This window comes from Deltaproteobacteria bacterium (assembly GCA_020848905.1).
Lineage (GTDB): Bacteria > Myxococcota_A > Polyangia.
This window is the reverse complement of the sequence record JADLHG010000062.1, coordinates 125,039-148,868: the sequence shown is the minus strand read 5'-3', so window position 1 is coordinate 148,868 and position 23,830 is coordinate 125,039. Positions and strand designations below refer to the sequence as shown.

At 71.3% G+C, this 23,830-nt stretch carries 21 protein-coding genes; 16 read left to right on the top strand and 5 right to left on the bottom strand.

The window, feature by feature from the left end; translation table 11 throughout:
- Nucleotides 1–99: 99 nt before the first annotated feature.
- The 3 genes from IT371_27455 to IT371_27445 all read right to left on the bottom strand — a co-directional run bounded on the left by IT371_27455 (nucleotide 100) and on the right by IT371_27445 (nucleotide 3,752).
- Entirely contained in the window at nucleotides 100–2,199 is a 2,100-nt protein-coding gene (locus tag IT371_27455; protein MCC6751419.1) for an SUMF1/EgtB/PvdO family nonheme iron enzyme, read from the bottom strand.
- Nucleotides 2,200–2,423: 224 nt separating this feature from the next.
- Nucleotides 2,424–3,062 carry a hypothetical protein gene (locus IT371_27450; protein ID MCC6751418.1) on the bottom strand — a complete coding sequence of 213 codons (639 nt, stop codon included), beginning with the start codon at nucleotides 3,060–3,062 and terminating at the stop codon, nucleotides 2,424–2,426.
- 6 nt (nucleotides 3,063–3,068) lie between these two features.
- Nucleotides 3,069–3,752, bottom strand: coding sequence for a chalcone isomerase family protein (locus IT371_27445; protein MCC6751417.1), 684 nt, complete (start codon nucleotides 3,750–3,752; stop codon nucleotides 3,069–3,071).
- Between the two features lie 165 nt (nucleotides 3,753–3,917).
- Here IT371_27445 and IT371_27440 point away from each other — a divergent pair, with 165 nt between their 5' ends.
- The 14 genes from IT371_27440 to IT371_27375 all read left to right on the top strand — a co-directional run bounded on the left by IT371_27440 (nucleotide 3,918) and on the right by IT371_27375 (nucleotide 19,923).
- Nucleotides 3,918–6,521: a hypothetical protein gene (locus tag IT371_27440; GenBank protein ID MCC6751416.1), complete on the top strand. Its 2,604-nt coding sequence runs from the start codon at nucleotides 3,918–3,920 to the stop codon at nucleotides 6,519–6,521.
- A 117-nt stretch (nucleotides 6,522–6,638) separates the two neighbouring features.
- Entirely contained in the window at nucleotides 6,639–8,465 is a 1,827-nt protein-coding gene (locus tag IT371_27435) for a hypothetical protein (protein MCC6751415.1), read from the top strand.
- A 540-nt stretch (nucleotides 8,466–9,005) separates the two neighbouring features.
- Complete coding sequence (locus tag IT371_27430; protein MCC6751414.1) at nucleotides 9,006–9,848, top strand: FAD-dependent thymidylate synthase; 843 nt, start codon at nucleotides 9,006–9,008, stop codon at nucleotides 9,846–9,848.
- A gap of 22 nt (nucleotides 9,849–9,870) precedes the next feature.
- Nucleotides 9,871–10,257, top strand: a complete 387-nt coding sequence (locus IT371_27425; GenBank protein ID MCC6751413.1) for a hypothetical protein — start codon at nucleotides 9,871–9,873, stop codon at nucleotides 10,255–10,257.
- Between the two features lie 49 nt (nucleotides 10,258–10,306).
- Nucleotides 10,307–11,203, top strand: a complete 897-nt coding sequence (locus IT371_27420) for a DnaJ domain-containing protein (protein ID MCC6751412.1) — start codon at nucleotides 10,307–10,309, stop codon at nucleotides 11,201–11,203.
- Nucleotides 11,204–11,252: 49 nt separating this feature from the next.
- Complete coding sequence (locus tag IT371_27415) at nucleotides 11,253–12,536, top strand: hypothetical protein (protein ID MCC6751411.1); 1,284 nt, start codon at nucleotides 11,253–11,255, stop codon at nucleotides 12,534–12,536.
- A 13-nt stretch (nucleotides 12,537–12,549) separates the two neighbouring features.
- Complete coding sequence (locus IT371_27410; protein MCC6751410.1) at nucleotides 12,550–13,566, top strand: dipeptide epimerase; 1,017 nt, start codon at nucleotides 12,550–12,552, stop codon at nucleotides 13,564–13,566.
- A gap of 57 nt (nucleotides 13,567–13,623) precedes the next feature.
- The gene (locus IT371_27405; protein ID MCC6751409.1) at nucleotides 13,624–13,878 is read left to right on the top strand and encodes a GIY-YIG nuclease family protein; all 255 of its coding nucleotides are present in this window, start codon (nucleotides 13,624–13,626) and stop codon (nucleotides 13,876–13,878) included.
- 127 nt (nucleotides 13,879–14,005) lie between these two features.
- Entirely contained in the window at nucleotides 14,006–15,322 is a 1,317-nt protein-coding gene (locus IT371_27400; GenBank protein MCC6751408.1) for a saccharopine dehydrogenase NADP-binding domain-containing protein, read from the top strand.
- A complete protein-coding gene (locus IT371_27395) occupies nucleotides 15,319–15,984 on the top strand; it encodes a deoxynucleoside kinase (protein MCC6751407.1) in 666 nt (221 codons plus the stop codon). Before IT371_27400 ends, IT371_27395 begins: the two co-directional genes overlap by 4 nt.
- A gap of 209 nt (nucleotides 15,985–16,193) precedes the next feature.
- Nucleotides 16,194–17,294, top strand: a complete 1,101-nt coding sequence (locus IT371_27390) for a hypothetical protein (protein MCC6751406.1) — start codon at nucleotides 16,194–16,196, stop codon at nucleotides 17,292–17,294.
- Between the two features lie 41 nt (nucleotides 17,295–17,335).
- Entirely contained in the window at nucleotides 17,336–17,833 is a 498-nt protein-coding gene (locus IT371_27385; protein MCC6751405.1) for a hypothetical protein, read from the top strand.
- Nucleotides 17,834–17,983: 150 nt separating this feature from the next.
- Complete coding sequence (locus tag IT371_27380; protein ID MCC6751404.1) at nucleotides 17,984–19,123, top strand: isocitrate/isopropylmalate dehydrogenase family protein; 1,140 nt, start codon at nucleotides 17,984–17,986, stop codon at nucleotides 19,121–19,123.
- A gap of 209 nt (nucleotides 19,124–19,332) precedes the next feature.
- Nucleotides 19,333–19,923: a hypothetical protein gene (locus tag IT371_27375; GenBank protein MCC6751403.1), complete on the top strand. Its 591-nt coding sequence runs from the start codon at nucleotides 19,333–19,335 to the stop codon at nucleotides 19,921–19,923.
- 51 nt (nucleotides 19,924–19,974) lie between these two features.
- Here the strand turns inward: IT371_27375 and IT371_27370 are convergent, their stop codons facing one another.
- Complete coding sequence (locus tag IT371_27370; protein ID MCC6751402.1) at nucleotides 19,975–21,369, bottom strand: sigma-54-dependent Fis family transcriptional regulator; 1,395 nt, start codon at nucleotides 21,367–21,369, stop codon at nucleotides 19,975–19,977.
- Nucleotides 21,369–22,499 carry a HAMP domain-containing histidine kinase gene (locus IT371_27365; protein ID MCC6751401.1) on the bottom strand — a complete coding sequence of 377 codons (1,131 nt, stop codon included), beginning with the start codon at nucleotides 22,497–22,499 and terminating at the stop codon, nucleotides 21,369–21,371. Before IT371_27365 ends, IT371_27370 begins: the two co-directional genes overlap by 1 nt.
- Nucleotides 22,500–22,783: 284 nt before the next feature.
- Here IT371_27365 and fliA point away from each other — a divergent pair, with 284 nt between their 5' ends.
- Nucleotides 22,784–23,473 carry an RNA polymerase sigma factor FliA gene (gene fliA / locus IT371_27360; protein ID MCC6751400.1) on the top strand — a complete coding sequence of 230 codons (690 nt, stop codon included), beginning with the start codon at nucleotides 22,784–22,786 and terminating at the stop codon, nucleotides 23,471–23,473.
- Between the two features lie 115 nt (nucleotides 23,474–23,588).
- The gene (locus IT371_27355) at nucleotides 23,589–23,768 is read left to right on the top strand and encodes a hypothetical protein (GenBank protein ID MCC6751399.1); all 180 of its coding nucleotides are present in this window, start codon (nucleotides 23,589–23,591) and stop codon (nucleotides 23,766–23,768) included.
- Nucleotides 23,769–23,830 lie beyond the last annotated feature (62 nt).

The following is a 23,830-nucleotide window of genomic DNA, read 5'->3' as shown; positions in this document are numbered from 1 at the left end:
GCCGTGTAAGGGCTTGCGATCCATCCCGGCAGGCGGTGTCGCTCCTGCGCTCCGGTGCTCACAGCGCGAAAAGGCTGCTCCGCTCCGGTCGAGACGGCTCTACGGCGCCTCGAGCTCGTCCAGCGACTCGCTGCCATCGTCGTGGGCCGCGAGTCCGTAGCGACGCAGGCGCGCACGCAGGCCGTTGCGGCTCAGCCCGAGGCGGCGCGCGGTGCGCGAGATGTTCCGCTTCTCCGCGACCAGCACCTGGCTCAGCAGCTCGGTCTCGACCCGCGCGACCACCTCGTCGAGCGTTCCGTCGAGGCAGACCAGCGGGCCGGAGGTGACCTGGCGCAGGCGCAAGGCGACCGCCAGCAGATCCGCCGCCGACTGCGCGATGAAGCTCTCCTCGTCGAGGAAGGCGCCGCCGCTGAAGCGTCGTTCGAGCACCAGCGCGCTCGTGCCGTTGGCGAGCGGCAGGGCGAGCGCCGGCCGCGGTCCCGGCACGGCGATGATCCGCTTCTGTCGCACCGAGGCCCAGACGAGCTGCTCGTCGAACTGCTGATCCGAGCTCGGCAGCGGACCGCCGCTCGCGCTGGCCGACACGATCGCGGTCGGAGTCTCTTGCTCGAGGCTCACCACCAGCCCGCGCTCGGCCTGCACGAGGCGCACGGTCTGCCGCAGCAGCGCGGCGAGCCCTTCGTCGACGGAGAGGCCGGTGGCCAGGGTCGTGGCGCAGGTCAGAAGCTCCTGCCGTGCGCGGTGAAGGTCGGGGACCGGTCGCCGCAGCGGGGCGCCGCCTTCCACCACCGGGACCACGGGGAGACTGCAGGTGTCGCCTCCGCCCGTCGGAAGCGAGCGCACCACGCGAAAGCCCACGTTGCCGCGCGCAGCCTCGGGCGAGAGCGCTCCTCGCGCCGCGGCACGGCACTGCGATACGCCGTCTTCGAAGGAGCCGCCGCGGATCACGCGCTCGGCCTGGCCCTCGTCGAAGCAGCTCGAGGTCCACTCCGCCACGCCGCCCGCGAGGTCGTGGACCCCGTAGACGGAGAGGTCGGTCGCGAAGCGGCCAGCGGGCTCTAGCGTCGGCGCACCGGAGCGCGACAGCCGCATCAGGCAGTAGCTGGGGTCGAAGTCGTCGCCCCAGGGGAAGGCGCGACCGTCCACGCCGCGCGCGGCCTTCTCCCACTCGATCTCCGTCGGCAGACGGTGCTCGAGGCCCGTGCGCGCGCTCAGCCAGTCGCAGTAGCGTTCGGCGGCCTCGAAGGTCACGCCCGTGACCGGGAGGCTCTGGTCCAGCTCTGGCCCGCGGCCGACGCGAGGCGCGTGGCGAATGGCCGAGGCCGGGTCGCTCACCGCCAGGTCGTCGAGGAACTGGCGGTACTCACCGACGGTGACCGGGTGACGCCCGATGGCGAAGTTCTCGACGAAGAGCGACTGCGCCGGCCCTGCGCCGGGAGCGCGCTCGTCTCCGCCCATCTGGAAGCGACCGGTCGGCACCTGGACGAACGCGTCGTCCACGAGGTGGCGCCCCACCATCCGCACCGCGAGGTGCAGGTGGCCGCCGCGCGGCAGCTCGAAGGGACGCTTCACCGAGGCGAAGCCGGGGAGCGACAGCTCGGCCACGTAGCGACCGGGCGCGAGGTCGAGTGGGCCCACTGGCGTCTGGCCCAGGAAGATCCCCTCGGTGAGACAGAAGCGCCGGTCGACGAGCTCGAGGCGTTGCAGCGTGACCTCCGCGTCTCCGGGTTCGCTCTGTAGCAGGAGCGTTCCGGTCCCCTCCACCAGGTCTGTGTAGCGTCCGTCGTCGTAGGTGCCGAGGAGGCCCAGGTAGCGCTCCGCGGCGAGCGCGTCGCGGCGCTCCTCCGCGTGGGCCAGCAGCTGCCACGCGAGGTCCGCGAACTCGCTCTGCGCCTCGGCGAAGCCCGGCTCCTCGAGCAAGAGCCCCGTGAAGAGCTGCACGAGCTGCTCCTCGCCGCGGGCCAGCGCGGCGCCATCCGTCGCGGCGCGGTCCTCGAGGGCCCAGAGCGCGCGCTTCTGCTCCACGCCGTCCCAGGGGCGAAGCGTGGCGCGAAGCTCGGCGGTCTCCGCGCGGAGCAGGTCGAGCTCGGTGCGCTGCTGATCGAGCAGCGCGCGCAGGCGACGGACCTCGGCCAGGCGAACCCAGGCGTGGCGGGAGGAGGGGGTGATTGCGGGAGTTTGCTGGAGTGATCGTGTCATGACGGTGCCATCCCACCGCGGACAACTACAAGAAGCGGACCAACCGTCCATCCAACGGCCATTGGCCGTGTAAGTCGTTTAACGTAAACGTAAATGCTGGGTCTTTGGGCCGGTTGGTTTACCCATGTTCGGGTCCTTCCGCCTCTCTGAAAGCCGGGGTCGCGGGCGGCTACTCGGGTCGCGGATCGCGACCCGCAGGAGGCAGCTCCCCGCGGGCAGGGAGCTCAACGTAGCCGGGCGAAGTCCGGATCGGCCGGGATCTCGCGGAGCATGCGGGCCGCCATGGGCGTTCGAAGGGCCCCGAGCCGCGCCAGGTGAGAACGGGCGGCGCGGAGGTCCATCAGGCGAGCGGCGGTCCGTGCGGCGTTCAGCAGGGCGGGTTCGAAGGAGGGGTCGCTTGCCACGGCGGCCTCGAACCAGACGCGTGCCAGCTCGAGCTGCCCTCGTCGCAGAAGCCGGTGCCCGCGGATGTCCGCGATGGCCGCCACCTCGCGCGGGGCGACGCCTCCCGAAAGGAGGGCCTTGCGGAGGGACTGGGCCTCGCTCCGTGCTGCCAGCACGCGCGCGGGGGAGACGGGGCGCCGCGCGGGTGCGGCCCCTGCCTCGCTCGAGAGCCGAGCCTCGGCGCCGCCTGCGTCGCCCCGGTCCGCGCCGGGAGCTCCGCCGTCGTGCGTGGGCTCCCCGTAACGCACCGTGGGCGCGGTGAGCTCGGGGGCGACCAGCGCGTCGCGTCTTTCATGGACGCGAGATCGATTGTTCGGGCAGCCCGTCGCGGCGAAGAGGAGCGCGAAGAGGACGGTGACGAGGACCGAGGCGAGCGCCGCGACCCGTGCAGGCCGGCGAGGGACGCGACGTATCCTCACGCTCTGCTACTGCGCGAGGGTGTCCACGAGCTTGACCAGGTCGCGCTTGATCTTGGCCGTCACGGGCTTGTGTCCGAGCCAGATGCTGAGGAGCGCGCGAGCCAGCGGCTGGCTGACGATGGCCGGATAGGTGCGGCCGGCCTGCTGGAGCTGCACCTTCCCGCCGGGGAAGAACGTGAGCGTGAGATGTTCGTACTTCTTCACGTCCCCCGAGAGGGGCCCCACGAACTTGTCTCGCAGCGCGGCGTCCTGAAGGTAGTGGGCCAGCCCTTCGACCCACTGGGCCTTGATCTTCTCCATCGCCACCTCGCGCACGAAGGTCATGTCCACCGCGATCGCCAGGTCCGACGCGATGAGCCAGCGGAAGAACTGCTCGCTCCCCTGGAGCTGAGAGACGTTCACCTTCCCGCCGGCGTAGGCCCCCGGCTCCTTGCTCTTGAGGTACTCGAGGAGCTTGGCCTTGCCCTTGGCCGCATCCACGTACAGGCACGCCGCGTACACGTCGAAGCCGAACTTCTCGCGCACCGCGGTGCCCACGCAGCGCATGCGGTGCGGGCCGAAGCGCCGCTCCGCCGGGAAAGCCACGTTCGTCTCCGGCTCTCGTATCTCGCCGGCCGCCCAGGCCGGGCCGGCCACGACGAGCAGCATCGCCACCACGCTTTGCGCCACCTCTCGACGTTCGATTCTCATCCGCCTCACTCCGTCGGTTCCCGTGTGGCCTCACCCATACCATAAGAAGGTGGGCCGCCGCGCGGGTTCCTCGGCTAGACTGGGCGCGTTCGGGGCACGGGGGATGGGGGTGTCCAGGGCCGCGGGTGCGGCACGGACCCACGACGCCATGGAGGGAGGAACGCCATGAAGATGGTCGCGTACAGTTATTGTGTGGTGCTCGGCGCCGCACTCGGCGCCTGTGGGGGCGGGGGCGAGACCACGCCCCAGGTCGCCCGCGTCGAGCTTCGCGAGACGGGCGCCCTGCTCACGGCGCAAGGGGCCACGCGGCAGCTTCATGCGGTGGCCTATGGCGCCGACGGGCGCGAGGTGGCCGCGACCTTGACCTGGAAGTCGAGCCGGCCGAACGAGATCGAGGTGGATGGCAGCGGGCTCGCGCGAGCCGTCGTGGAGAACGGCGCCGCGCAGCTCACCGCCGAGGTGGGAGAGGCGCGTTCCGCGTCGCTCCTCGTCGTGGCCACGCGCTTGCCGCCGGGAACGGTCGAGCTCACCGACGAGCAGCTCGTGGGCGAGCCCGCGCCCACGGATCCGGCCGCTGCGCCGGCCTTCGAGAACACCGTCCGCGTCGAGCTCACCGGCGTGCCCGCGCCGGCCGTCGGCGCGCTGCTCATCGGGACGGGGAGCAAGGTTGTGGCCGGGCGGGTCCGCTCCGTGGACACGACAGCGGGGCGCATCGTGGTCACCCTCGGGCTGGTTTCCCTGCGCGAGGCCTTCCCGAACCTGAAGCTCAACGAGACCCTCGACCTCACGCGGGCTCCGATGACCATCGAGCCCAGCGTCGCCGCCGCGTACGACGTCGTCCGCGAGGGGAACCGCTGGAGCTTCACGCCGAAGAAGGGGAGCGGCTCGGCCGACGAGCCCTCGCGGCAGACCATGGCCGCCGGCAGCGGCTCCGCGCCGCCCTTCATCGCGTGCAAGTTCGACTACACGGGTAACGGCACCACGCTCCCGATCACTCTCTCGTCGCCCCCCACCTTCAGCGTGACGCAGACCTTCGGCCTCGACCTGGTCTACACCGCGGCGAACGGGCTCGAGCGCTTCGTGCTGCGCGGCGCGATCACCCCGGCGATCCAGGCCGGCGTGACCCTGACCGCGGCGATCGAGGGGAAGGTGACCTGCGAGCAGGAGATCTTCACCCTCCGCATCCCCGTCGGCGGAGCGCTCGCGGTCTTCATCTCCGGGCTCATACCGCTCAAGGTCGGGATCGAGCTCGCGGGGAAGCTGACCCTCGCCACGGCCGGGGTGGGCGTGAAGGCCGAGGCGACCGTGGAGGCCCAGCTCGGCGTAGCCTGCCCCGCCGGCGGGAGCTGCGGGGTCGTGAACACGCTGACCGGGACCGGAAAGGCGGAGCCCAAGCTCGACCTGCCGGGCCTCGGGGACCTGCGCTTCGAGGCCTCGATCATGGGCTTCGGCAAGGCCGAGCTGGCGATCGGCAATCCGTTCCTGCGGGCCCTCCGGTTCAGCGCGCTCGAGGCGATGCTGGGCCCGAAGATGCAGGGCAACTTCGCCCTGCAGACGAGCCAGATCCTCGACGCGAGCTACAAGTCGGACTACAAGGCCACCTTCGAAGCCTCGGTGGGGCTGGCGATGGACTTCGCCCGAGTGCTCCGGCTCCTCGGCATCCCGCCGAACGTCTCGGCCCCGCTCTTCAGTCTGTCGGTGGACCTGGGTCGCTCGCCCGCGGGCACGGTGACGGCGGACAGGAGCAGCTTCGCCGCCGGCGACACGGTGAACGTGGCGGTACGGCTCGATCCCGCGACGGTGAACTTCTATCCGGTGATCGGGCCCTACAACGTGAAGCGCATCCTCCTCTCGCGGCTCAAGCCGGGCGACACGCTCGCCACCGAGGTCGGGAGCGCCGCCGCGGCCAGCGGCCAGACGGAGTTCGCGATCGCGTATCGGCCGAATGATAGCGGCTCGGCCTCCGAGCTCACGGCCTTCGTGGTGACCACGCTCCTCCCCTTCGACGTCTTCGCGCTCGAGCTCGGGCCGGCGAACGGGAGCCCGGGGGGCTATCGCGTCACGGCTCCCACGCCCCCCACGCTCACGGAGGACCAGGCGGCGGCGGGTCTGGTGATCCCGATCACCGTCGAGCGGCCCAACGGGAGCGGCGGGTTCGAGCCCGTCCGTGGGGTGCGGGTCGAGCTCACCGCGAGCTGCGGCACGATCACTCCCGCGAGCGCGACGACCGATATTTCGGGCCAGGTGCAGGCCCGGCTCATCGCGCCGGCCTCCTGCGGCAGCGTGCGCATCACGATCGTCGTGCGCGACCGCGCGACGGGCAACGTCCTCGCGCAGGAGACGCGGACCGTGACCATCACACCCAACCCCCTGCCCGATCTGACGGGCAATTACCGCGTCGACGGGCACGAGCTGAGCTTGCAGCGCTGCGGTCAGTGGCTCCAGGTGGCGGGCCATGCCACGGTCACGCAGCAGGACGACCGTGTGAGTGCCACCTGGACCGTGGACACCCAGGTCAGCCCGGACAACGACCAGTGCAAGCACTCGACCTTCTACGCCACGATGTTTCCGGCCACGCACAGCTTCACGGGTCGGCTCGTGAAGACGGCGGCCGGCGGTTACGAGATCGTGGACATTCCGAAGCGCTGCGGCGGAAGCGGCACGACCAAGACCAGCGTCGGCCTTTCCCCCTGGAAGAGCTTCATGATCCCCGAGGCGGCTTGCGGTGGCGGCATGTTCGTTCAGGCCCACATCATCCTCACCCCGTGACCGGCCGCTTGCCCCACCCTCCGAGGAGGGAGAGACGACCGTGGGGGCGCGCGAGGCGGTTGCGGTCCGGCCGCGACCTGCGGTAAGAGTCACCCCCTTTTCCCTCAGGGAGTGAACATGAGACACGGACTCGTCGGCCTGGCACTGGTGTGCTGCGCCGCGTGCAATTCCTCTTCCACGTCGACGGGCGATGCGGCGGTTCCCTCGCCGGACGCGCCCCCCTCTGCCGTCACCACCCACTACGCCGGACTCTGGGCGGGACCGGATGGCGAGACGGGGACCCTGGACCTGACCTTCACCAACCCGGTCGCCAAGGCGGATCGCGTCGTGGACGGCGCGACGATCTCGGGGACGCTCACGCTGAGCAGCGCCCTCGGGCCGATCACGCTGACCGGGACGCTCGTCACGGCCGACAACGTGAGCTTCTCCGGCACCGCGACGACGGTGCTCGGGAGCTTCATGTGCACTGGCAAGCTCGCGAACGGCTCTTTCAGTGGGACCTGCACGGGGGCCGACGGCAAGAAGCGCTACTTCGACTCGCGCGAGCTGGGCGTCGCGCCGGTCGCGCGCTACTGCGGCACCTTCAACGGCGGTCAGATCTCGGGGGCCTTCAACCTCTTCACCTCGGGGAGCTACGCGGGAGCCGTCTTCTGGTCGGGGCCGCTCGCGGGCGCCGCGGTGGGCACGATCTCCGGCAAGAACGTGAGCCTCACCATCGCCTCTCCCGCGGGGACGATCACCGGCATGATCGACGGTGACGAGCTCGCGGGCACCTACGACGTGCCAGGCGTGGGCACCGGCGTCTTCTCGGGCTCGAAACGGCGTTGTCCGCGCGCCGCGGCCAACCCCGACGCGGGGGTGCGAGACAGCGGCGGGCGCGACCTCTCGCGTCGAGACGGAGGCGTGACCGCGGACCGCGGACCGGCGACCGACGCGCGCCGTACCGACGGGGCGACCCTGCCCAAGGATGGGGCCGTGGCGAGCTGTCCGGCGAACGGCAAGATCGTGCCGCTCGACCTCAACGACTACGTGAGCTACGTCGCGGCCACCGACGGGTACGTCTTCTGGACGCAGAAGGGGACGGAGCTCTGGCGCGCCACGCGTGCGGGCGGGGGGGCGGTGGTCTTCGCCACCTCCAGCTCCACCACCTCGTTCTTCGGCCTCGCCGCGGAGAAGGGGACCGTGTGCTGGATCGAGGGGCACAGCAACCCCCAGATCCCCGGAGGCCTGCGCTGCAAGCCGGCCGCGGGCGGCAACACGATCTCGGTGGTCAATAACACCATCACGCCGGAAGGCCTCTCCATGAACAACGGCTACCTGCACTGGTTCAGCCGCACCGGGCGGCAGATCTTCCGCGCGCAGGCCGTGGCGAGCTCGGTCTTCGAGATCAAGTACAACCTGGGCTCCGACAGCCCGAGCTGGGGAGGGACCGACACGATTACGGCCGTCGCGGGGAACGCGACGAAGATCTATTTCGCGGCGCGCCAGGCCGCCAGCGGCAAGGAGGGCGTGTACGCCATCCCCGCGAACGCCATCTCCACGGGGACCGGAAACCCCGTGGCGGCGGCGGAGGTCGGTGTGCCGGGTCTCGGCGTCCGCGGTATGGCGACGGACGGCCGCTACACCTACTGGCTGCGCACGGCGCAGTCGCCCAACGTGGGCATGATCGGCGTCGACGACGCGCAGAACGTGAACTGGGGCACGCTCAACAACTACATCGTGGGCAGCGGGGCCATCACCGCGCTCGCCGCCGACGGGCAGTGCTACTTCACGAACGCGCAGGGCGTGCACAAGCAGGCGCCGAAGCAGGCCGCGGCCACCTTCGTGGCCGGGGCGGCGGCCATCGCCGGCGACTCCGCGGCCTGGCCCCTCGCCGTCGACGACGCCTGCGTCTACTGGTACGGCGAGAACGGCGGGCGCGGCATCTTCGGCAAGAAGCGATAGTCTACTCTTGGCCGGCGACGGTCCCGCACGCCCCGCGACCGCAGGGTGATCAAGTTCTCGGACATGGGGGTATGGAGGGGGCGGCGCGACGTGCGGGGCTGCGGGCCTCCGGCGACAGCGCCCTGGCGGGCGCTGCTGCCTACGGACGCTGCGCTCGGGGGCCTTGCCCCGCCGCGCCGCTGCCGTTGTCGGTGCGCTCGGGTGAGCCGAAGAGAGGAGTGAACCGCCCCGGGCGCAGCACCCCGCCGAAGGCCTTCGCATCGATCCCCGCCGCACACCGCTGCTATCACCCCGTGCTTCCCTCGAGCCCTCGCGCGCGATCCACCTGCCACGCCTACACCGCGATCACCGGAGCCCAAGGGGGCGCGAGGTGAAGCGAGGCCCGGGCGGCGTCCGCCAGGGCCCGCTTCACGAGCGCCCTAGGCCCTCCCTAGGCTCTTCCATCCGGAGAACTCGATCGGCCCTGCCCGCGACCGGGGAGCCCCTTTCAGGCCGGGGCTCCTGGCGGTATGATGCGCGCCGTTTCGTCGGAGTCGCTGCATGGCCCACGTAGTAAGTCCCGAGGCGGAAGCGCTGCTCGATCAGGAGATCCGGGTCCTCGACCACGGGTTCGTACGGCTCGTCGACTACCTGGGCGGTGACGAGCGCATCGTGCAGGCCGCCCGCGTCTCGTATGGCGCCGGCACGAAGAGCGTGCGGCAGGACCGGGGCCTCATCCAGTACCTGATGAAGCACCACCACACCTCCCCCTTCGAGCAGGTGGTGCTCACGTTTCACGTCAAGCTTCCCATCTTCGTCGCGCGCCAGTGGATCCGGCACCGCACGGCGCGGCTGAACGAGGTCTCGGCCCGCTACAGCGTGATGAGCGACGAGTTCTACCTGCCCGCGAGCGAGGACATCCGCTACCAGAGCACGGACAACAAGCAGGGGCGGAGTGCGGCGGAGGTGCCTGCCGCGCTCCAGGAGCGGGTGCTCGAGCTCTTGCAGCGCGGCCAGGCCGAGGCCTACCGGAGCTACGAGGGCTTGATCGGCGACGACGTGGCCCGGGAGCTCGCGCGCGTCAACCTTCCGCTCAGCCTCTACACCCAGTGGTACTGGCAGATCGACCTGCACAACCTCTTCCACTTCCTCAAGCTGCGCCTGGACGCGCACGCCCAGCTCGAGATCCGGCGCTACGCCGAGGCCCTTTCCACGCTGTCCCGCGCGGTGGCCCCCCTGGCCCACGAAGCCTTCGAGGAGCACGTGCTGCACGCGGGCCAGTTCTCGCGGAGCGAGCTCGCGGCGCTCAGGGTCATGCTCTCGGGCGAACCGAATCCGCTCGACGGGAAGGCGCGCGACGAGCTCGAGGCCAAGCTCGCCGGCCCGCGGCCGAGCGAGGGCTGAGCGCGAGGGAACGATGGGGCCGATGAGCCAGCTCAAGCCGCTCGTGGTGCGGCGCCTCCTCGAGGAGCAGGACTACATCCTCGTGGTGGTGAACCCCGTCGTGACGGGGGTCAAGCTGCCCGAGCCGCTGATGCAGGCGCGCGAACCGGTGGGGATCCACGTGGGGTGGCGCATGGCCATTCCGGTCCCCGACCTGGAGGTCACCGACGACGGCATCTCGGGGACCTTGTCCTTCAACCGCTCCCCCTTTCCGTGCGCCTTCCCCTGGGCGTCGATCATCCAGCTCTCCGTCGGGGACGAGCACCTGCTCTGGATCAGCCCGCCGGTGGAGCCCGCACCGCCGAAGGGCGAGCCGCCGAAGGGCGAGCCGACCAAGCGCGACCGGCCCCACCTGAGAGTCGTCGAGTAGCGCGACCCCCGACAGGCGCCCCCGACGGACTTCCGCGCGTCGAGCGGCCGTGCGAAGATGGCGCGTGATGCCGGCCGTGGACGAGATCGATCGCTTCTACCAGCTCCTCGGCGTGGTCCGCGGCGCGTCCCCCGACGAGATTCGCCAGGCCTATCTGCGCGCGGCGCGGAAGTACCACCCGGACCTGAACCCGACGCGCGAGGCCGAGGAGACCTTCAAGGAGCTCACGCGCGCCTACCAGGTCCTCTCGGCGCCCACGCGTCGCCAGCTCTACGACGAGTTCGGCGAGGCCGGGCTCCAGCGCAACTTCGATTCCCGGCGCGCGCGACGGCATCGCGACCGACCCGTCGTGGACGCCGACGACGCGGCGATCCTCGGCCGCGTGCGGCGCAGCGAGGACGACACCGCGCCACGCAGCGGGGACCTCGTGATTCCCGTCGAGGTGGACCTGCGCGTCGCCGTGCTGGGGGGGCAGGTGACGGTCGCCTCGCCGCTCGGGGGCGCGCGTCTCACCGTGAAGGTCCCCCCGGGCGTCCAGACGGGCAACCGCATCCGGCTCGTCGGCAAGGGGCACCCCGCGAACCGCACGCGCAAGGCCGGGGACCTCTTCCTCGAGGTCGTGGTGGCGCCACATCCCTACTACCATCGCGAAGGCGAGGATCTGGTGCTCACGCTCCCTGTCTCCGTCGAGGAGGCGCTCTCGGGGACGCTCGTCCGGGTGCCCACGCCCGCCGGGGCGGTGAAGGTGAAGGTCCCCGCCGGGGCCCGCGGAGGCGAGCGGCTGCGCCTTCCCGGCAAGGGGGCGCCGCGTGCCGACGGCACGGCGGGGGACCTGCTGATCGTGCTCTCGGTGCGCCTCCCCGAGGGGCTGGACGAGGCCGCGCTGAAGTGCGCGACCGGCGGGGCGGACGGCGCGGGCGAGCCACGCAAGGGACTGAAGTTCTGAGGACCGGCGCCCGTCGTGGTCGCGGTTCGGGCGAGGAGCGAGCGAGCGCGTGACATCTCTTCTGGCCTTGCGACGCGAGGACAAGCACCACGAGCGGCGGTCCCCCATTTGCCCCGTGCACCTGCCGGCGCTCGGTCGAGAGGGCGTGGAGCTCTGGGTGCAGCCGGCCGCGCAGCGGGTCTTCACCGAGGCCGAGTACGCGGCCGCGGGGGCGGTGGTGCGCGAGGACCTCTCCGAGGCGCAGGTGATCGTCGGCCTCAAGGAGATCGACCTGCCGCACCTGCAGCCGAACGCGACCTACGCCTTCTTCTCGCACACGATCAAGGGGCAGGCGCAGAACCTGCCCATGCTCCGGCGGCTGCTCGAGCTCGGGTGCACGCTCGTGGACTACGAGAAGATCACCGACGAGCACGGTCGGCGCACGGTCTTCTTCGGCCGCTACGCGGGGCTCGCCGGCATGATCGACACGCTCTGGGCCTTCGGGCAGCGGCTCCTGGCCGAGGGGATCCCGACGCCGCTCGCCGAGCTGCGCTGCGCCTTCGACTACGCCGGGCTCGACGAAGCGAGCGCGGCCTTGCGCCGCATCGGGGCCGAGATGGCGGAGCTCCGCTTGCCTCCCCCGCATGCGCCCGTCCTGGTCGGCATCACGGGCGACGGCAACGTCTCGCGCGGCGCGCAGGCGATCCTCGAGCTCTGCGGGGCGAAGGCCCTCGAGCCCGACGAGCTCGACGGGTTGCGGCCCGGCACGCCGGGGCTCTTCTCCACCGTCTTTCGGCGGGCCGAGACGGTGGAACCGGTCACGGGGGTCACGGGGCTCGAGAGCTACTACGAGAAGCCCGAGTGGTATCGGCCGATCTTCGAGCGGCAGCTCTCGCGGCTGAGCGTGCTCGTGAACTGCATCTACTGGGACGAACGTTTCCCGCGGCTCGTCACGCTCCCCGCGCTCCGCCGCCTCTACGCGGAGCCCGCGCCGCGGCTCAAGGTCATCGGAGACCTCTCCTGCGACCTGAACGGGGCGATCGAAGCCACCGTGCGCACCACCTCGCCCGACGCACCGGCGTACGTCTACGACGTGGCGACCGGGGAGACGCACGACGGCGTGGCCGGCCACGGTCCGGTGATCCTGGCCGTCTACAACCTGCCCGCGGAGCTGCCGCGCGAGGCCTCGGAGGCCTTCGGACTCGCGCTCCTGCCCTATCTGCCGGCCCTCGCGGCGGCACGCTACGACGCGACCTTCGAGCAGAGCGGGCTCTCCCCGGCGCTCCGTCGCGCCACCATCGCCTACCGCGGGGAGCTGACGCCGAACTTCAGCTATCTGCGGCGACACCTTTGATCGCGACAGGCCCATGCGCCTCTCCGTAGACCGTCTCGAGCTCCGCCTTGCGCGCCCCTTCGGCATCTCCCGCTGGACCCGTACCTCCGTGGCGAACGTGCTTGTCGAGCTCGTGGGGGACGGCCTGACGGGACGCGGGGAGGCCTGCCCGAACGCGCGTTACGGCGAATCGCCCGAGCAGGCCATCGCCGCGCTCGAGGCCCTCACGCTCCCGGGCGGCGAAGCTCCCGACGCGCTCCTCGCCTGGTTGGACGCCGAGGTCCCGCCGCTCCCCCCGTCGGCCCGCTCGGGGCTCGAGATGGCGCTCCTCGATCGCTGGGCCACGGCGCGTGGACTGCCGCTCTACCGCGCCTTTGGGCTCGAAGGGCCGCGCGGACCGCGCACCTCGTACACGGTGGGGCTGGATACGCCGGAGGCCATGGCCGAGCACGCGCGCGCCGCGGCGGCGTACCCCGTGCTCAAGCTCAAGCTCGGGACCGAGGCCGACCGCGAGCGCGTGAACGCCATTCGCGCCGTCACCGATCGTCCGCTGCGCGTGGACGTGAACGAGGGCTGGCCGAGCGCGGAGCGGGCGCTCGCGGAGCTCGAGTGGCTCGCGACCCAGGGGGTGGAGCTCGTCGAGCAGCCGATCCCCGCGCATCGCCCCGAGGAGATGGCGTGGCTCAGGGAGCGCTCGCCGCTGCCCCTCTGGGCCGACGAGGAAGTTACCGGGCTCGAGGATCTGCCGCGGGTGGCCGAGGGCTATCACGGCGTGAACCTCAAGCTCGACAAGCACGGCGGCCTCGGGCCCACGCGCGCGCTCCTTCGCCGCGCCCGGGAGCTCGGCCTCCGTGTGATGGTGGGCTGCATGGTCGCCTCGTCGCTGGCCATCACCGCGGCGGCGCACCTCGCGCTCGAGGCCGACCTCGCCGACCTGGATGGACACCTGCTCCTCGCCGAGGACCCCTTCGAGGGGGTGGTGCTCGACCACGAGGGGCACCTCGTGCTGCCCGCGCGTCCGGGGCTCGGGGTCCTGCCGCGGCGGTCTTGAGCCCCGAGGCTGCGCGGCGTGCTGCGAGAAGCGATGGTGACAGGCGTGTACGTCTACATGGTGCTGGCCCGCGACGGGAGCGTCTACACCGGGATCTCCCCGGACCCCGAGCGCCGCGTCTGCGAGCACAACGGTGGCCTGCGCGGGGCGAAGGCGCTGCGGGGCAAGCGGCCGGTACGCCTCCTCGGCGCGTGGCGCTGCGCCGACCGCTCCGAGGCGTTGAGCCTGGAGGCGCGCGTGAAGCGGCTCGGCGCGGCCGAGAAGTGGAGCCTGCTCCTCGGCAACCCCTCCGACGCGCTGCCGGCCCGCTGAGCTAGCAGCGTCCGCTCGGGCGCGACGGAGTGGCGGCGCGGCGCACGATGCGGCGCGGCGCACGATGCGGCGCGGCGCTGCAGGCGGTCCTTGACTCGCGACCGCTGCCCCGCCGACCATCCCATCCATGTCACGCGTGCTCTTGCTCGGAGCCGGCCTCGTCGCCCCGCCTCTCGTGGACTACCTCGTCGAGCGCGGGATCTGGCTCACCATCGCCTGCAATAACCCCGAGCGGGGCGAGGCGCTCCTCCGCGGGCGTCCCGTCGGCGCGGTGCTCGATTGGGCGGCGAGCGACGCGGAGGGCCTCGACCGCATGGTGGCGCACAGCGACCTGGTGGTGAGCCTCCTCCCCGCCTCGATGCACGTGGAGGTGGCCGAGGCGTGCATCCATCGCCGCAAGCACCTGGTCACCACCTCGTACGTCTCTCCCGAGATGCGCGCGCTCGACGCCCGGGCCCAGAAGGCCGGCGTGGTGCTCCTGAACGAGCTCGGCGTGGACCCGGGGATCGATCATATGTCCGCGATGGAGGTGATCCACCGCGCGCAGAGGGACGGCGCCCGCGTGACCTCGTTCCGTTCCTACTGCGGCGGTATCCCGGCCCCCGAGGCCAACGACAACCCCTTCGGCTACAAGTTTTCCTGGAGCCCGGTCGGCGTCCTGCGCGCCGCCACGCGCCCCGCGCGTTTTCTCGAGGGGGGCAAGCTCGTGGAGCGCGCGGCGCACGAGCTCGTCCGCGAGGTGCACCCGCTCGAGCTCCCGGGGGTAGGCACCCTCGAGGCCTACCCGAACCGCGACGCGACCGACTACCTGTCGCTCTACGGGCTCGACGGCATCGCCACCATGTATCGCGGGACGCTCCGCTACCCGGGCTGGACCGAGACCATGCAGGCGCTCCGCCTCCTCGGGCTGCTCGAGAACGACCCGCCCGTCGCACGCCACTGGGACCAGCTCCTCGCGGCGCGCCTCGGCCTCCCCGATCCGTCGGGGCTCGTCTCCCAGCTCGCCGCGTTCCTGAGTCTGCCGCCCGCCGCACCGGTGATCGAGCGCCTGCGCTGGCTCGGGCTGCTCTCTCCGCGCGCGCTCCCCCGCCACGCCCCGACGGTGGTCGAGGCTCTCGCCGGCCTGATGCAGGAGGAGCTCGCCTATCGCCCCGGCGAGCGCGACCTGCTCGTCATGCAGCACCGCTTCGAGCTCGAGCGCGGTCCGCGGCGCGAGCGCGTAGTCTCGTCGCTGGTCTGCTTCGGCGAGTCCGGCGGAGACTCCGCGATGGCGCGCACCGTCGGGCTGCCGGCGGCGATCGGCGCGCGCCTGCTCCTCGAGGGGCGCTTCACCACCCCCGGCGTGCACATCCCCGTGCTGCAGGGGCTCTACGAGCCCATCCTGGCCGAGCTGGCCACGCTCGGTATCGCGCTCACCGAAACCCACGAGGAGCTCGTCGCATGAGCCTTTCCGCCGATCCGCGCCGCTCCCCCCTCGGCAACGCGTTCGTCGGCATCGCCGGCCTCATCGGCGCCGGCAAGACCACGCTCGCCACGGCCCTCGGCGGGCACCTCGGGCTCGACGTGCACTACGAGCCCGTGGCCGACAACGAGTACCTCGAGGACTTCTACCGCGAGACCTCGCGCTACGCCTTCGCCATGCAGATCTACCTGCTCAACCGCCGTTTCCAGCAGCACCAGGAGATCATCTGGCGCGGCCGCGGCGGGGTGCAGGACCGCACGATCTACGAGGACGCCATCTTCGCCAAGACGCTGCGCGACCTCGGGCACATGGAGCCACGCGACTACGAAACCTACGTCACGCTCTTTCGCAACCTGTCCAACTTCATGTGCCGGCCGCACGTGATCGTGTACCTGGACGTCTCCCCCGAGAGCTCGCTCGAACGCATCAAGCAGCGCTCGCGCGGCTTCGAGGCGGGCGTCTCGCTCGAGTACCTGGCCCGCCTGGCCGCGAACTACGAGGAGTTCCTGGCCGAGATCAGTCGCCTCATCCCGGTGATTCGCGTCAACTGGAACGAATTCTGGGACGTGGAGAACCTCGCTTCGGCGATCACGAACCAGTACCAGCACACCAGCTTTCTGCGAGAGCTAAGCAAGATCGCGTAGTTGGGTCCGTGCGCGACCTAGACAGCTGGCGGCGTGGCGGTCGAGGGGCGCGCTCCGGCGGGAGGGCCCGGGCGGCGCGTCCGCCCCTTGGCCGCCGCGCCCTGATCCGGGCCCCCCGTTTCTCCTTGACGCAGCGACGAAGCTGACTAATATCTCGCCACTTTTTCGGTGGGCGGTTGGGCAACCCGGGTAACTGTCGCGAGGTCCTCGTGCGTTCACTGCTCTCGCCCCGTTCCGCTCCGACGCGGTCCCCCCGCACGCTCCTTTCCGTTGGCGCTCTCGCGGTCCTGATCACGGTGGCGGCTCTCCTGCCGGGTCTGGCTCACGCGCTGCCGCAGGCGAACGGTCAAGGGTCGGACCGCACGCGTGAGCTGCGCGAGCTTCGGCCGGTGCAACGAGCCCGGCTGCTCTTGCAGGGGCCGCAGCTGGCGGGGCTCTGGCGCGCCCCCATCGCCGCTGCGACGCAAGACCTGGCGCAGGGACGGGCCATGCGCTGGGCCCAGGGCTGGCGCTTTCAGGTCACCGAGCAGGTCGGCGACCTCGCGACCGCCACGCTGCTCATGGACGGGGTGCTGGGGCTGGCCCAGAAGGCCGTGCCCTTTCCGGGCAACGTGCTCGCCGCGTGGGCCCTCGGCGCCGCCTCCGCCAAGCAGCTTCGCCATCCGAGTCGGGTGCGCTCCGCCGAGGCGATGCACGGCCTCGCGTGGACCGGCCAGGCCGTCCTGACCGAGGGGGCCAAGCTGCTCGGCTCCCGCTTCGCCGCCCACGCGCTCGTGGCGGCCGGTTCCTTGCTCGGCGTGGCGGGGGGCGCGCTCCAGAGCGTGGTCGGCCTCGCGCGCGCCGTGAGGGCCCTGCGTACCGAAGGACCCGAACGCCGCGAGGCCTTCACCCTCGCCGGATTCGACCTCGGCGCGGGGCTCACCTGGATGGCCTACAGCGTCGGGCTCGGCGTGCCGGGTTCGATCATCGGCTTCACCGCCTTCACCGTCGCCCGCCTGGTCTACACGAACCGCGCGCTCATCGGCACGGTGGCGAGCCGCGTGGTGGAGCGCGTGCTCGGCCGCGTTCTGCGCAGCCGCCAGGGCGAGCCGGAGTTCACCGGCTACGACTCGGCCGGCCGGATGCTCGTGCGCACGTCTTCCGTGAGCCACACCGTGGCCGAGCGCTCGCACGCCGCGTCCGGCCTCGGGGCCTCCTTCTCCTCGAGCGGGTTCGTACGCGAGCTGCGCGCCTCGGCGATCCTCGAGGGGCCCCACGGCGAACGCGTCCCCGTCGTGCTCGTGATCCCGGTGAAGGACCCGGTCCGCTAGAACACCGATCGGTGTTCTAGTCCCCTGCTACACTCCAGGCGATGGCACGTCCGGTCCACGTCGCGCACGTCGCGCTGCTCGCCTGCTGCTTTGGCCTCGCCGGCTGTCGCCCGTACTATCGCCCCTACGATCAGCAGACCGGCTTCGGCTTTCTCGACCAGCGGGTGGGCGAGGCGCTGTATTACGTCGAGTACCTCGGCCCCGATGGCATGGAGCCCGACCTGGCGCGCGAGCTCTTTCTCCGTCGGTGCGCCGAGCTGACGCTCGAGAGCGGGTATCGCTACTTTCGCCTCGTGGACCGCGGCGTGGGCGGGAACCGGGCCGAGCTGCGTTACGTGGCGCCGAGCTGCACCAGCCCGGCCTACGCGGCGTGCATGCGGGGCGGCGTGGGAGCGGTGTGCGCCGTCGGGGCGATACCCACGCGGTGCAGCCCCGGGCACTACGAGGTCGAGCGTCGCGCGAAGTTCAACGGCACGGTGAAGGTCTCGCACGACGCGCGCGGCATGCACTTCGACGCCACGCGCTTCCTCTCGCGCTGACGATTGGACCTTCGAGCCCGCGCGGCTCGCAGTTCGGCGCCGGGCAAAGGCCTTGACCCCCTCGCGGCGCGGGTGGCAGTGTCCGGACGGTGGCGCGCCGTATCGCCGACCGCGCATTCCCCCAGACGCGAACCCCCCCGAGGAGAAACCATGAAGATCCATGTCGTCGCGCTGCCCGGAGATGGCACCGGCCCCGAGGTGATGGCGCAGGGGCTGCGGGTGCTCCGCGCCGTGGGTGCGCGTTCCCAGGTCGAGTTCGCCGTGGAGGAGATCCCCTGCGGAGGCCAGTTCTACCTCCAGCACGGTCGCCGCGACTGGCCCGAGGGGACCGAGGAGCGCTGCGCCGCCGCCGACGTGATCCTGCTCGGCGCCGTCGGCTGGCCCACCGCGAGCGGTTCGCCGGTGACCATGGAGAACGGACAGATGGCCGGCTGGTCCCCGGTCATCGGCAACCGCATGCGGCTGGATCTCTACGCCAACGTGCGCCCCGTGAAGCTCTACCCGGGCGTCGCCCACCGCATCCACGGCGAGCGGCGGCGCGTCTGGGAGCCCGAGAAGGTGGACCTCGTGATCGTGCGCGAGAACACCGAGGGCCTCTACTGCGGCGTGGGGGGCGTGCTCGGCTCGGGTCGTGCGCGCGTGGCCTCGGACGTCCGGCTCATCACGCACGCCGCGTCGGAACGCGTCATCCGCTACGCCTTCGAGCTCTCGCGCCGTCGCGGTCGCGGCGCCCCGAAGGACGGGCGCCGACGCGTCACCTGCATCGTCAAGGACAACGTGCTGCGCGGCTGTCAGCTCTTCGTGGACATCTTCCGCACCGTGGGCCAGGACTATCCCGACGTGGAAAAGGACGTGGCGATCGTCGACGCCTTCACCCAGTGGCTCCTCGGACAGCCCGAGTACTACGACGTGTGCGTCACGACCAACATGTTCGGCGACATCGTGACCGACCTGGCGAGCGTACTGCAGGGCGGGATGGGGATGGCCGTGGGCTGCAACGTGGGCGACGAGCACGCCATGTTCGAGCCGATCCACGGCTCGGCGCCGCGGCACGCGGGCCAGGACAAGGTGAACCCCATGGCGATGATCCTCGCCGTCGCCGAGTCGCTGCGCTGGGTCGGCGAGCGCAAGCAGCTGCCGAAGCTGGTCGCGGGCGGCGACGAGGTGGAGGCCGCCGTGAAGGCCGTGCTCCGCCGGGGCGAGCCGCTCACCTACGATCTGGTGGGTGAAGAGCGTGCGGCGCCCATGTCCAAGGTGACCGACGCGGTCCTGGCCGCGCTCGGAGCCTGAGCCTCCCGCTTCCTCCCCCGATCCGTTGCAAGGGTAGCCATGCGCCGGGGTAGGCCTGTCCCCAGCAGGCCCCTCGGGCCACCGGCCGCGAGGCCTCCCTTCGGATCCAGGCCCGAGCAACTTCTGCCGGTTGCAGGGCCGCCGCGCGGTCCGGACGGCCCGCCACTACCTGGAACGGCGGTTGCACAGATCCCTCGCGGAGGTGGCGGATGAGCAAGTCCAGGTTCCCGCGCGCGGTGGCTGCGGTCGTGTTCGCCTTGACGCTCGGCTGGGGCCTCGCGCCGGCGAGCGCCGGGGGGCGTCTCACGCCGAGGGGCATGGCGAAGCGCGTCGCGGCCTATCTCGTCGAGCTGGCGGAGAAGGAGAACGTCGCGCCAAAGGATCGCGAGGCGTGGCTGAAAGGGATCGTGGAGAGCGACTGGAGGCAGCTCGGCACCTGGCTTCGCGGCCCCGCGAAGGGTCCGAACCAGGGGCGCTTCTCCGCGCACCTGACCGAGGAGTACTACACCGTCGGGGGTGCGAAAAACTCCCAGATGAAGAGCCGCTTCGTGATCACGGTCTCGGACCCGAAGCAGAGGCAGGTGGGAGCGTCGAACCTCTACCACCTCGACGCCGCGACGCTGAAGGTGGTCGCCACGCCTCGGCCCATCGACAACGCCCGCAGGTACGCCCCGCTGCGGCGTGAGGTCGAGCGCCGGCGGAGCGAGAAGGCCCACCAGAAGTGGAAGAAGGAGCAGCGGGCCAGCCCGCCGCGGGATTCCGGCAGATATCGGTGGCCGTCGCGCATGACCGGCGCCTGATTCGCCAGCCCCCGAGTTCTCGTCGAGGCGCGCCTCCTCCGGTGGAGGCTTCTAGCCCTCGCTCGCCTGCAGCCCGTGCCGCTTGAGGAGCCGCTTGAAGTTCGAGCGGTCCATTCCGGCGGCCCGCGCGGCCGCGGCCACCGTCTGGTGCCGCGCCAGCTGCTGTGCGAGGTAGACGCGCTCGAAGCGAGCCACGGCCTCGTCCTTCGCCGCGGGGAAGGGGAGGAGGGTCAGGTCGGCCTCGGGCTGCGCCCTCTCTCCCACGATCTTGGCCGGCAGGTCGGCGAGCGTGATGGTCTTGCCCCGCCCGAGCACCACCGCGCGCTCGATCGTGTTCTCGAGCTCCCGCACGTTGCCGGGCCAGTCGTGGCTCGTGAGGCAGGCCATCGCCGCGGGGTCGATGCCCTCGAACTGCTTGTTCATGGTGGCCTGGTGCTTGTGCAGGAAGTGGTGCGCGAGCAGCGGAATGTCCTCGCCGCGCTCCCGCAGGGGCGGCATGTCGATGCGCACCACGTTCAGCCGGTAGAACAGGTCCTGCCGGAACGCGCCTTCCTTGACCTTCTTTTCCAGGTCCACGTTGGTCGCGGCGATGATGCGCACGTTGACCGTGACCGTCTGCGTGGCCCCTACCGGCCGCACCTCCCCTTCCTGGATCGTGCGCAGGAGCTTGACCTGCGTGGGGAGCGCCATGTCGCCGATCTCGTCGAGGAAGATCGTGCCGCCGTCCGCCGCGGCAAAGAGCCCGCGATGCGTCGTGGTGGCCCCCGTGAAGGCTCCCTTCGCGTGCCCGAAGAGCTCGCTCTCGAGGAGCGTCTCCGTGAGAGCCGAGCAGTTCAGCGTGACGAGCGCTTTTTGCGCGCGCGGGCTGTTGCGGTGGATCGCCTGCGCCACCATCTCCTTGCCCGTGCCGCTCTCCCCCATGATCAGCACCGTGGCCGGGCTGGCCGCGACGCTGCGTACGAGCTCGATCACACGCTTGATCGCCTCGCTCTGCCCCACGACGTGGCGCAGCGGCTGTCCCCCTTCCATCTCGCGCTCGAGCTGGCGCACCCGTCGCTCGAGCCGGCGCAGCTCGGCCGCGCGGCGCACCGTGAGCTCGGCCGCCTCCATGCTCTCGAACGGCTTGCTCAGGAAGTCGTAGGCCCCCCGCCGGATGGCCTCGACGGCGTCCTGCACGCCACCGAAGCCGGTCATCATCACGACCTCCACCTCCGGCCGCTTGGTCTTGATCGCGGTGAGGAGCTCCATGCCGTCCATTCCGGGCATGCGGATGTCCACCACCGCCACGTCGAGCTCGAGCCCCTCCACCTGCGCGGCGGCGGCGACCGGATCCTCGAGGAGCGTGACCTTGTAGCAGGGGTCGGCGAGGATCTCGCGCCACGACTTGAGGACGCTCGGGTCGTCGTCCACCACGAGGACGGCGATCTGTTCGGACGCCTTGCCCATCAGCGCCGTCCTTCCTGCGCCGGCGCGGCGGGTAGACGAACCCGGACGGTGGCGCCTCCGTCCTCGGCCGTCACGATCTCCAGGTCCGCCCCGAGCGCCGTTGCCAGGACCTGGCGCGCGGTGACGACTCCGCCCGCGGTCGGCCAGGCGGTGTGGGCCGTCGAACCGCGCTCCGCCCCAGTGGGACTCGCCTCGGGAGAGCTGGCCCGCCGCGCCTCGGTCACCGAGAGCTCGACCGGCCCCTCCGGCGCCAGGTCCCGCGCTGCCACGCGCACGGTATCGCCCGGCCGACAGGCCGCGACCGCCTCCTGCACGAGGTCGAGCAGCAGCAGCTCGAGGTCCACCGTCCGCCCGAACACGCGTCCCGCGCCGGACAGGTCCTCCACCTCCAGCCGCACCCGCGCCATGTCGGCGTGGTGCTGCACGAGCGTCTGGACCTCGGAGCACACGGCCGGCAGGGAGAGCGCTTCCGGCTCGGGCGACCGCCGTCGCCGCGCGAAAGAGAGCAGCCCTTGAATGAGGCGCCGGCACTTCTGTGCGGCCTGGTGTACCTCGAGCGCGGGCTCGTGCAGCCCCGGCTCCTCCGTCGTCTTGCGCGCCAGCGCCTCGGAGAAGACCATGATGCTCGTGAGGGGGCTGTTCAGCTCGTGCGCCACCGCGCCGGTGAGCTTGCCCACCGCGGAGCTCCGGTACGCGCCGATCGCGGCGTCGAGCTCCGCCGCTCCGGCCCGTGCCGTCGGAGGCGAGCCCGGCCGCGACTCGAGCTCGTCGCCAACTAGCCGAAGGGCGCTCGCGAGGCCCGCCCCCGGCGCGCCGGTGAGGAGATGGTCCGCTCGAGCGACGTTCACCGCCTCGACGGCCGCGGGCAGCTCGTCTGCGTGACAGACCACGCGAAGCGCGGGATGGCGCTGACGGGCCTCCGCGATCACCTCCGTCCAGCCGATGAAGCTCGGGTGAGCGACGATCACCTGGGTGAGCCGCTCGAGGTCGACCTCGTCGCGGCGGCCCGCCTCCGTGACCTCGGCGAGCGCGGGCGAGAGCGCCTCTCGCATGCTCGCGCGCGCGGAGGCCAGGGGATGAAGGAGCAGGACCTGCAACGCCCCGCCCGGCGCATTCGGCTCATGGGTCATTGGTGACCCTTCGACTGTAGCCCCGCGCTCCCGCACCGGCAAGACAGGTCCACGACTTTCCCCCTGTCCGCTTGCGCAGGTCGAGGCCCGCCTCCTGGGTCGCACATGACCCTGGTTCAGCCTCACGCATTTCTCGGTGCTTAGCCTGCGTGGCGTCGCGCAACGGGTCACCGATGACCCAGCCGTGGATCCGGCACATCGGATAATTTAAAATAATATCAACGCAATAGGTCATGGCACATGCGTTGCTGTTAGCCAGCACACGGGATAGCGGAGGGACGAGGATGAGCAGCCAAACGCAGAGCGAACGCCAGCAGCTAGCCCAATCGCTCATGCCTCTGGTGCACGAGGTGGCGGCGCAGGTAGCCCGGCGGTTGCCGTCCCATGTGGCGCTGGACGATCTGGTCGGGGCCGGGCTGCTCGGCCTGGCCGGCGCTCTCACGCGCTTCGATCCGGAGCGGGCCGAGACCTTCAAGGGCTATGCCGAATTCCGCATTCGCGGAGAGATCATGGACGAGCTCCGCCGTCGCGACATCATGTCCCGCGAGGCGCGCATCGAGAGCAAGAAGTTGCAGCGCACGATGCATCAGCTTTCGGGCGAGCTCGGTCGCGACGCGAACGACGACGAGGTGGCCGGACGCCTGGGCGTCTCGCTCGAGGACTACCGCGGCGTTCAGGTCCGTCTGGCCTCGGCGCGCATGGTTTCGGCCGATGACCTGGAGCTGGCCTCGGAGCAGCCCGGAGTGGAGGCGGAGTTGACGCAGCACGAGACGCGGGCCCGCTTGGCCGAGGCGATCGAGGAGCTCCCGGAGCGCCAGCGGCAGGTGCTGTGGCTCTACTACTACGAGGAGCTTCCGCTGCGGGACATCGCGGACCTGCTCTCCGTGTCGCCGTCGCGCGTGTGCCAGATCCGCTCTGAAGCCGTGGAGCGCCTCCGAGCGGCCGTGGAACGTCGGGCCGCGCTCGCGGCGTAGACGCCCCCTCCCAGCCCCGCCACCGACCAACAATCCCTGACGATTCAACTCCCTGGCGCATCCGGCGGCGGTGGTCCTAAATGACCCGCCGGCGCGGTCGATGGATCAGGGAGTCATGCCCCAGCGCCCCCGACGCCGTACCGCGCAGCTCTTCCACCTCCGCCGCGAACTCGCGACGGGACAGCTCCGCATCGATCCGTTCAAGCTCGCCGACGCGCTCCTGCGGCGAGAGCCTTCGCTCCGCGGAGGGCACCCCGAGGAGCTTGTCCTCCCGAAGGCCGGCGGCACGAACTAAGTCAGGGCCCTGATTCGCCCGCCCGTCGGTTCGTTGCCCGCGCGCGTCCGTCCGCCCGGCGT

What these genes read in the sequence shown, in the direction of transcription:
- IT371_27380 (MCC6751404.1), top strand. Translation starts at nt 17,984, where the DNA reads ATGAAGATCCATGTCGTCGCGCTGCCCGGAGATGGCACCGGCCCCGAG.
- IT371_27455 (MCC6751419.1), bottom strand. Translation starts at nt 2,199, where the DNA reads ATGACACGATCACTCCAGCAAACTCCCGCAATCACCCCCTCCTCCCGC.
- IT371_27395 (MCC6751407.1), top strand. Translation starts at nt 15,319, where the DNA reads ATGAGCCTTTCCGCCGATCCGCGCCGCTCCCCCCTCGGCAACGCGTTC.
- IT371_27365 (MCC6751401.1), bottom strand. Translation starts at nt 22,499, where the DNA reads ATGACCCATGAGCCGAATGCGCCGGGCGGGGCGTTGCAGGTCCTGCTC.
- IT371_27435 (MCC6751415.1), top strand. Translation starts at nt 6,639, where the DNA reads ATGAGACACGGACTCGTCGGCCTGGCACTGGTGTGCTGCGCCGCGTGC.
- IT371_27430 (MCC6751414.1), top strand. Translation starts at nt 9,006, where the DNA reads ATGGCCCACGTAGTAAGTCCCGAGGCGGAAGCGCTGCTCGATCAGGAG.
- IT371_27370 (MCC6751402.1), bottom strand. Translation starts at nt 21,369, where the DNA reads ATGGGCAAGGCGTCCGAACAGATCGCCGTCCTCGTGGTGGACGACGAC.
- IT371_27385 (MCC6751405.1), top strand. Translation starts at nt 17,336, where the DNA reads ATGGCACGTCCGGTCCACGTCGCGCACGTCGCGCTGCTCGCCTGCTGC.
- IT371_27375 (MCC6751403.1), top strand. Translation starts at nt 19,333, where the DNA reads ATGAGCAAGTCCAGGTTCCCGCGCGCGGTGGCTGCGGTCGTGTTCGCC.
- IT371_27445 (MCC6751417.1), bottom strand. Translation starts at nt 3,752, where the DNA reads ATGAGAATCGAACGTCGAGAGGTGGCGCAAAGCGTGGTGGCGATGCTG.
- IT371_27425 (MCC6751413.1), top strand. Translation starts at nt 9,871, where the DNA reads ATGAGCCAGCTCAAGCCGCTCGTGGTGCGGCGCCTCCTCGAGGAGCAG.
- IT371_27410 (MCC6751410.1), top strand. Translation starts at nt 12,550, where the DNA reads ATGCGCCTCTCCGTAGACCGTCTCGAGCTCCGCCTTGCGCGCCCCTTC.
- fliA (MCC6751400.1), top strand. Translation starts at nt 22,784, where the DNA reads ATGAGCAGCCAAACGCAGAGCGAACGCCAGCAGCTAGCCCAATCGCTC.
- IT371_27355 (MCC6751399.1), top strand. Translation starts at nt 23,589, where the DNA reads ATGCCCCAGCGCCCCCGACGCCGTACCGCGCAGCTCTTCCACCTCCGC.
- IT371_27440 (MCC6751416.1), top strand. Translation starts at nt 3,918, where the DNA reads ATGAAGATGGTCGCGTACAGTTATTGTGTGGTGCTCGGCGCCGCACTC.
- IT371_27400 (MCC6751408.1), top strand. Translation starts at nt 14,006, where the DNA reads ATGTCACGCGTGCTCTTGCTCGGAGCCGGCCTCGTCGCCCCGCCTCTC.
- IT371_27405 (MCC6751409.1), top strand. Translation starts at nt 13,624, where the DNA reads ATGGTGCTGGCCCGCGACGGGAGCGTCTACACCGGGATCTCCCCGGAC.